Origin of the sequence: Hydrogenophaga atypica (assembly GCF_042665215.1) — a bacterium.
GTDB lineage: Bacteria > Pseudomonadota > Gammaproteobacteria > Burkholderiales > Burkholderiaceae_C > Hydrogenophaga > Hydrogenophaga defluvii_A.
The window spans coordinates 1-7,930 of the sequence record NZ_JBHTCA010000050.1 but is presented as its reverse complement, the minus strand read 5'-3'; the positions used below and the strand labels follow the sequence as shown (position 1 = coordinate 7,930).

At 53.3% G+C, this 7,930-nt stretch carries 7 protein-coding genes, 1 pseudogene and 1 riboswitch; of the genes and pseudogenes, 7 read left to right on the top strand and 1 reads right to left on the bottom strand.

Translation table 11 applies throughout. From position 1 onward, the window contains the following. The first annotated feature begins 190 nt into the window (after window positions 1-190). The gene (locus ACFQPB_RS23325) at window positions 191-985 is read left to right on the top strand and encodes a hypothetical protein (protein WP_382228683.1); all 795 of its coding nucleotides are present in this window, start codon (window positions 191-193) and stop codon (window positions 983-985) included. A 550-nt stretch (window positions 986-1,535) separates the two neighbouring features. Here ACFQPB_RS23325 and ACFQPB_RS23320 read toward each other — a convergent pair. Next, window positions 1,536-1,868: a hypothetical protein gene (locus ACFQPB_RS23320; protein ID WP_382228681.1), complete on the bottom strand. Its 333-nt coding sequence runs from the start codon at window positions 1,866-1,868 to the stop codon at window positions 1,536-1,538. A 215-nt stretch (window positions 1,869-2,083) separates the two neighbouring features. Next, window positions 2,084-2,189: riboswitch (SAM-I-IV-variant riboswitch) on the top strand. Window positions 2,190-2,215: 26 nt separating this feature from the next. Here ACFQPB_RS23320 and ACFQPB_RS23315 point away from each other — a divergent pair. From ACFQPB_RS23315 to ACFQPB_RS23290, 6 genes and pseudogenes are all read left to right on the top strand, one after another. Continuing rightward, the gene (locus ACFQPB_RS23315; RefSeq protein ID WP_382228678.1) at window positions 2,216-2,644 is read left to right on the top strand and encodes a DUF3293 domain-containing protein; all 429 of its coding nucleotides are present in this window, start codon (window positions 2,216-2,218) and stop codon (window positions 2,642-2,644) included. A gap of 100 nt (window positions 2,645-2,744) precedes the next feature. Next, complete coding sequence (gene metK, locus ACFQPB_RS23310) at window positions 2,745-3,938, top strand: methionine adenosyltransferase (RefSeq protein ID WP_382228675.1); 1,194 nt, start codon at window positions 2,745-2,747, stop codon at window positions 3,936-3,938. Then, window positions 3,935-4,879, top strand: coding sequence for a coiled-coil domain-containing protein (locus ACFQPB_RS23305; protein WP_382228672.1), 945 nt, complete (start codon window positions 3,935-3,937; stop codon window positions 4,877-4,879). The genes metK and ACFQPB_RS23305 overlap by 4 nt, the downstream gene beginning before the upstream one ends. A 110-nt stretch (window positions 4,880-4,989) precedes the next feature. Then, window positions 4,990-5,859, top strand: coding sequence for an ADP-ribosylglycohydrolase family protein (locus ACFQPB_RS23300; RefSeq protein WP_382228669.1), 870 nt, complete (start codon window positions 4,990-4,992; stop codon window positions 5,857-5,859). A gap of 49 nt (window positions 5,860-5,908) precedes the next feature. Then, complete coding sequence (locus ACFQPB_RS23295; RefSeq protein ID WP_382228666.1) at window positions 5,909-7,279, top strand: hypothetical protein; 1,371 nt, start codon at window positions 5,909-5,911, stop codon at window positions 7,277-7,279. Window positions 7,280-7,367: 88 nt separating this feature from the next. Then, window positions 7,368-7,623, top strand: a pseudogene (locus ACFQPB_RS23290) (transposase); the annotation flags it as partial. Window positions 7,624-7,930 lie beyond the last annotated feature (307 nt).

Genomic DNA, 7,930 nt, shown 5'->3' with positions numbered 1-7,930 from the left:
TTGGACCAGGCTGGCCAGCGTCACGCGGTCCTCTGTCTGGAGCTGTTGATACCTTCTGGGTGGACTGCTTTGCATCTGCTGACCTTACTCGGTGGCAGGTGTTGCACTTCAGATTTGAATCCGCCCTGCCGAAACAAGTCTGGGCAACAACATTTCCACAAAATCAGTTGCAATCAAGGCCTTCTGGCCGATGAGAAATGCATCACTCCAAGAAATTATGTTTCCAAGGCAGGGCGTGGGTAAGGAGTCAAAAATTTCAAGCAACCCCGCCAGCAGCAAAGATTTCACATATACCAATACAACAAGCAACGACATTAGCACAAAAACGATCACAAACTCTGATCAAGAAACCGCCCAGTCAGCGCAGCCGACGGGCGCTCTCTCGCAGCTAAACACGCAAGAAAAATTGGCGGTAGATTTGACTGAATCATTGCGAGTACAGGTAGTGAATGCCAAAAATTCAGGGGCAATTCTGTTAACTTGGATTCTTCAGCACCCGACTCGACTACCCGAAATAAATCAGATCAAACTACAACTAGAAAATCTACCCAATAAACCTATCAATGGCGACAGAATAGCCGCCAAAAAATTTAATGAGCAGGGGCTTCGATTGATGAAGTTAGATCAAATTGATGATGCCATATCATCATTTCGCAATGGAACTGAAGCCGATCCTTCAGACCCCGAGATTAAAGATAATTTCGTGACCGCACTCATCGCAGGAAAACAATTTTCGGCAGCCGAAGGAATTGCAGGCGACATTCTAACCCACCACCCTAGAATGGCCTCCGCATGGTTCAATCTCTCTGAGATATACACAAACCAGGGCAAGCCATCCGAAGCCACAAACGCATTAATCGCCTCATACCAACTATCCGATCAAAAAAATGAAGTCAAAGAAGCGATAAGGGCAAATACCTTAGATATCAACTCACCAATTCACGATGCCGCCAAAAAGTCCATGAAAGTAATTGAATTGTTATAAACGTTTCGCTGCACGCACTGGCCGACGCACACGCCACCAACCGAGCGAACCGCAGCGCACCCGACGAACTGGTGATGAAAGTCGCAGAGCGCATGCAGCAGGAGGGGCACATCGCCTGGACGCAACTGGCGTTGCGGGCGCAGGTGGACGGGGTGTGGACCCTGGCCATCCCCGATGTGTTCAGCATCCGCCACACCACGGTGGAGACGTACCTGAAACCCGTCGTGCATGAGACGGACCGACCTGCTGGGAGACCTCAAGCGGCCCGAGAAGCGAGCCGCCTACCTGGCGATGGCGTAGCAGGAGTACTACGTCCTGGGGTGCAACGCGAAAGGGCAGCCCATTTGGGAAGCTGTCGTAGTTCCGGCCGAGTCTGAGGTGATGCTGGCCATCAGCAGCGGCTTGGAAATCGTTGGGTGGCGCCCAAACAGCCGTTCACCGGCTTACGGTTCGATGTGTGGATGGCATTGGCCAAGACGGCGGCGCTGTCCCGAAGCGATGACGGCGCCCAAATGGCACTTTGAACAACCGTGAGGTTGTCGCGACGCGCTCAGGTCGCCTTGCCTTGCGCTTTGACCAAGGTTTTCACGAGCTCCAATGCCAAGCGTTGGTACTCCGGGTTGAGCAATCGGAAATAATTGCGCATTTGCATCGCCTCATGCGCCATGTCTTCGGGCCTGACCAATGAGTGATCGTCGTCACCGGCCAGGCGCTTGCCCTCGGCCAGGGCGTACACAGCGGCCACAGATGTACCCAGCGCCTTGGCGATCGACTGTAGCCCCTCTTCAGTTGGCTGCTGGATTGCCCCACGAACGGATGGCGTAGCCTGTGATCGTTCGGGATGAAGGCGAAAAGGCTCGTGACGAACCACACCGACTATCAAGAGTTAGAGCCTCCTCAGAATCCGGTGCGGTTCATTTTGCCGTTGAATGGAAAAAGATCGCTGTAGGCTGGCCTGAGTCAGTCAAGGTCGGCGGCTCCAAACGGCAGCTGCAATCGTCACCGGTCGTTCGGTACTCAGCGGCTTCAGTGGCCGCGGTCTCCCCAAGACAGGGCTGGACTCAAGGGGCAAGCTTCTCCAGTGTTGTGCTAATATCACGCCAACATTTCGAGTTGGGCCGACGCCCACGCCAACCTGCCCTCCCGGGCAAGGTGGATCGCGAAAGCGAATGTGGCTCCTACATGAGCAACTAAACGGGACGCGTCGGCCCTCCAAATTGGAGGGCTTTTTTGTTGCCAGATTCAGTCATTCCCACTGCCACGATCCAGGCCTACCTGGAAACGCACTACTTTGTACGTGGCGAACATCCATTTGCCTTGCAAATCGGGCAAATAAGTCATGAGTTGCTAGCCGTATACAAGCGCCTTCGTTTCGATTGCGCAGCCTTCATCACCGGCTGTAACCCTTTCAGTCATGAAGTCAGCGAATTTGAAAACCAACAGCGCCAAAGTGCGCTAGCCGCAGAACTGTCCCGCCGCAGCGTGACCTTCATCGAAGGTATCGGCCAACACCCATCAAACAATTGGCCAGGTGAGGAAAGTTTTCTGGTCCTGGGGATGGATCTCGAGGCGGCCAAGAAGCTCGGCGATCACTTCGAACAAAATGCAATTGTTTGGATTGGGCCTGACGGTGTCCCACAACTTGTCTTCCTGAGATAAAGCGCGGTTTGGTCTGTCCGTCAACGCACGCAGACTGGGGGGATTTGATCCAAATTGCCGCCCCCGACAAATCGTCAAAGCGGCTAAAGAGGAGTGATTTATGTCTATTCGCAATGGCCTTTTTTCGTCGGAGTCTGTCTCTGAAGGACACCCCGATAAGTTGGCTGACCGCATTTCCGATGCGGTACTTGATGAGTTTTTGCGCCATGAGCCATCATCCCGCGTTGCGTGCGAGACCTTGCTTGCTGATCAGTGCGTCGTGGTCGCAGGAGAGTTCAAGACACGCAGTCAAGACACGTTCCGAGCAGTACGCGAGCGTGCAGTAACGATTGTTTCTGATGTTCTTCGCGATGCCGGCTATCGCGAGAGTGCCACCGGAATCGATCCCGATCGCTGCGAGATTCAAATTCGGTTCAACGGGCAATCGACAGACATCAACCAGGGGGTTGACCGCCAGGACGGCGTGATTGGCGCGGGGGACCAAGGCCTGATGTTTGGGTACGCCTGCGACGATACCCCCGAACTAATGCCGGCCCCCATCGTGTTTGCCCACAGGCTCGTGCGTCGCCAAGCTGAGTTGCGGCGCAGCGGAATACTCCCGTGGCTAGGGCCGGACGCCAAATCTCAGGTGACATTTCGGTACGAAGAAGGTCGCCCAGTTGCCGTTGAGGCGGTCGTGCTCTCAACGCAACATGATGTCGGCATTGAAACCGAGGCGCTTCGCGCGGCCGTCAGCCGCGACATCATTGATGCCGTGATTCCTGCCAATCTGCGGGCGTCGAGCTATCGCGAGCTGATCAATCCAACCGGGCGCTTCGTGATCGGAGGCCCAAAGGGTGATACTGGACTCACAGGGCGCAAAATCATCGTCGACACCTATGGGGGAGCAGCGCCACACGGCGGCGGTGCGTTTTCTGGCAAGGATCCCTCCAAGGTGGATCGGTCGGCGGCTTATATGGCGCGCTTCTTGGCCAAGCAGGTGGTGGCGCGAGGCTGGTCGAAACGGGCGCTTGTCCAGCTTGCGTACGCCATTGGCGTTGCAGAGCCGGTGAGCTTTCTCGTCCAAACTGAAGGCGTGACCAGTGCGCGCAGTTCCGAGATCGTCGATGCACTGCGCCGTGAGTTTGATCTCACCCCGGCCGGGATCATTCAGTGCCTAGATCTTCAGCGGCCTATCTACTATCCTACCGCAGCCTATGGCCATTTCGGCAGGGATGACCTTCGCCTGCCTTGGGAAGCCGTTGATGGACTCTCCCTGGGTGAACAAGGCAGCATTGAGGGAAGGCAGTCATGAGCAAATCAGACGACGACTATCCTGAGATTGGCAAGCGCCGGGCAGGCATGGTACTCGTTTGCTACGGCGATGATTGGCCGGATCAATTTGCTGATTGGCTGCGGTTGCTTGTGGTCGACTTTGAAAGACTCTCGTCCCTTACTTCTGAGTTCGGTATCGACTTGACCTATGAAGACGGGGTGTCGCCTATTGTTGGGATTATTGACTTTTGTGAGCGACTCGGTATCGAATTCAGCGTCACCATGTGGGAAGGGTCATTGATAAGTGGTTTTTACCATTTCGGGTGGATCAAGGCGGGTACGGTGCGATCCGCCGCGGCGCATGGGAAAAAGTTGCTCCGGGCGCTTGAAGGGCGAGCAGATCAGGCTATCCGGCAAAAAGTAATTGCCGACCTTCAGCGAATTAAAAATCTTGATGAGTTCATTGAGAGAACTGCCAATGACCGAGATGATCTGCGGGAGAAGATCGCTGCCTTGAGCACGACTGTTCAGGCTACAAATTTTGCGTTAGATGCTGCGAATGAAAAGATCAGCAAACTGGCCGAGAGTGACACTAAAGAGATCGACTGCGCCTGCATCCGAATGGCATCTGCTTTGTTGTCGGGTGAAGCCAGCCGCGTAGTCGCCGGACCGCTGGTGCTGTGGGACGACGGTAACATTTATGCGATCTGCTCGTGGGGCGGAAGTTTGATACCTGAAGGATCGTCGCCAGCGGTTCTGCTCGAGGCAATTCAAAGGTCTGGGAGGCGCGTTGTTCTGGTGAAAGACGCAACAGTAATTGGCGGGTGGCTCAATCCGAACTATCGTAAAGGTCCTACATTTATAAACGGGTGGTCTAGAGTCTGGATGCTTCGTGAGAAACGCACCCGTAACTTTATTGTCGAACCTCCAGAGTATGCAGAGCAGGTGCGGAATATTCATGATGCGCTTGCATCTGACTAGAGAGCAGGCGATCAGCCAAGTTTTAGACTATGCCAATATATAGTCGATTGAAAATGTACTCACTGTTTATGTGTTGGTATTGACTATCAATTAATCAGGGGATGATACTTATGTTGGGTGCGATCGCAGGCGACATTATTGGATCTGTATACGAGAAGCGTAATCTAAAACGAAAAGATTTTTCGCCATTATTCCATCCTCAAGCTCGTATCACCGACGACACAGTTTGCATTGTTGCGGTGGCAGATAGCCTTGTTCAAGAGGTGCCTCCAGCCTTGTCATTGCAAAAGTGGTGTCGAAAGTATGAGCACGTTGGAGGTTGGGGACAGCGCTTTGCACTATGGTTCATGGATGATGAACCACCCGCTTACGGCTCTTGGGGCAATGGCGGAGCTATGCGGGTTTCGCCTGCGGCTTTAATGGCGCGCGATTTAGACGAAGCACTGAGTCTTGCAACGTTGGTCACGTCAGTCACACATGATCATCCTGAGGGTCTCCGTGGGGCGCAGGCGGTGGCAGCCACGATCTGGCGGGCACTGCAATGTGAGCCTCCCCACCTGATCCGAGCTGAGCTATCAAGCCGCTATGGTTACGACTTGTCTCTTACCGTCGATGAGATTCGTCCTTCCTACCGTCATTCAGAAGCAGCGCAACACTCAGTGCCACAGGCACTAATTTGCGCACTGGAAGCCTCATCATATGAGGATGCAATCCGAAATGCCATCTCTATTGGTGGGGACAGTGACACCATCGCAGCTATCGCTGGTTCGGTCGCTGAAGCGCGCTTCGGAGTCCCTGCTGCAATAGCGGAGCAGGCATGGAGCTTTTTAGACCAAGACATGCGGGCGGTGTTGACCCGCCTGTATCTGGCGCATGCTGCCATCGGTCCAACGTCATTAAGGCTGCCCCAAAGTAGTGATCTGCATGACAACGTCGGAGCCATGTTGGCGAGAATAGTCAATTCGCCTTGCCAGATCTGAAAGCCCTTGTCTCAATCTTCTAGTAAAAGGTTTTCGTGTGAAAAATAGAATGCTGTCGAAAAGCGAATTGCTTTCATTTGGCTTGAAACCCGGATGGATAGAGGCGGTCTTTGACGCTCCGGACGAGGTGGGGCCGTCTGGACATTGGCTGAATAAGTCGGGAGAACCTTTTTATGATATTGCGCGTGTAAAAGTGGCATGCGCTAGAGTGGGTTTTGATTTTTCTGATCTCTCTGCTCCGGATGTTGAAGGCTGGGTTGCGAACGATCGCCCTACATCCAAACCCCTTCTTACTTTTGATTTTCACGCCTTGGCTGATTTTGTGGTTCCGGGGATTGCCAGGGATCTCCAATCGCTGCGTATTTCTCATCCTGTTTTGGGTCGTGAGAATGGATCAAAAGAAATGGAGTATCAACTTTTCGACTCATCCTTGAGGGCAATGGTTAAAGCCTGCTTCCAAGTTGATTTGACCGGCGGGGAGATCAATCATTTTCTTTCTGGTATTGCGGGCGAAGGACCGAAAAACCTAGGCCTGTCGCAGGTCGACGAAATCGTCGTTCGTAAGGCCAAGCGTCGAAGTTACGTCTCAAAAACCACGAGTTTGAGTTCAGTAAAAAGATTTTTATACGCGATGGCTATGATTCAGGCAGGTGCTATCCGTAGTCCTTCTGAGGTCATTGTTGATTTAAGATATTTTTTGTCCACATGTCCTCGTATTCGCCTTGATTCGACCGCGATTCGCATCGCTGGCCGCGGCTCTGTTTTTTCGAGCGAGATTCGCGAGCGACTGGCGAGCAAGCTTGTGGAGAAGAGGCATCATCTTTTTCATGGGGAACTTTCTGATGCTCCAGGACGAAATGAGGCGTGGGATGAGTATGTTATTTATCAAGGCAATAATTCCTGGACGCTTCTTATCGAGGCTACTGATTTCTCGGGGCTGTCGAGTGCTCCGCCCTCAACTGAGGTAATGACTAGCCAGAAACTGGTTGAATGGGTAATTGATCGCGATGATGAAGATAAAGATCAGGCGGACTCTGATGAAGTCGAGAAATCACACGGGACTCGTTTCGAGCGCTTGACTGAGATCGCAAAGGATGTTGGCTCTGATGAGTGCGCTGAATTGCTGAGCAAGTGGTTGAATCGGGATGAGGCAATATTTGGTAAGCCGCGCCACATCAAAATAGAAAGTGTGATTGGCGTTGTGAGGCGGCCAATTTGGATAAGGCTTTATCACTCGGTGTATGAAGTGATGACCAACTTTGGTCCTGCCTATTTGTACCCACCTAGTGTTGATGGAACTGCAAAGTTGGTCTTTAAGTCTGAGGCGACAACATCAATGGGCCGTGAGATTCAGGTCCCGCCTGATTGGCGATCAGTCTTGGACTCGTACTCTCAGGAATTCGAAAAATTGAAGGGTTGAATTTAGCAGACCGTTGAAAACTCCCCCCTCAGCCCCCGTGTCGGGCGCTACGATCTGAAGCTATCCGCGCACGATCCAGACGAGGACCATCAGCGGCAACCAAAACTTCCAAGGTGCGACGTTCAGCCACATCAGCCTTGAAGCGCGCGTGCCGCAGGGCACACCCACTGCGCAAACTGCGTACCGTGGTCGATACGCTGATAGCAAGCATGAGCACGGAACTCGAAGCGGTGTATGCCCGCCATGGCCGGCCTTCGGCGCCAACTGAGATGCCACTCGAGGCCTTGCTGCTGCAATTGCTGTTCGCCATCCACAGCAAGTGCCAATTGCTCAAGGCGGTCAACCCCAAGGCAACTGGTGAAGAGGTGCTGAGCTTCACCATTCTGACCATCAACGCCGACAGTCACCCGGTCTTCAACCAATTCCACCGGCCCGAGGATGAAAAACGCATGGTGGTCATCCTTCGGGAAGACCAGTACGACGAGTGGCTCGATGCCCCTGCAGCGCGCTCCATGGCCTTGATGCGTATCCGTCCGGCAAAGTCATCTTGAGCCCGAGCCGCATACCAAGGATGCTCGTGTCCGCGTAACTTCATTGCGGACACATGAACACTTCAGAAATCGAGTTGCCAAGCAGGCGGACACGGCGGCG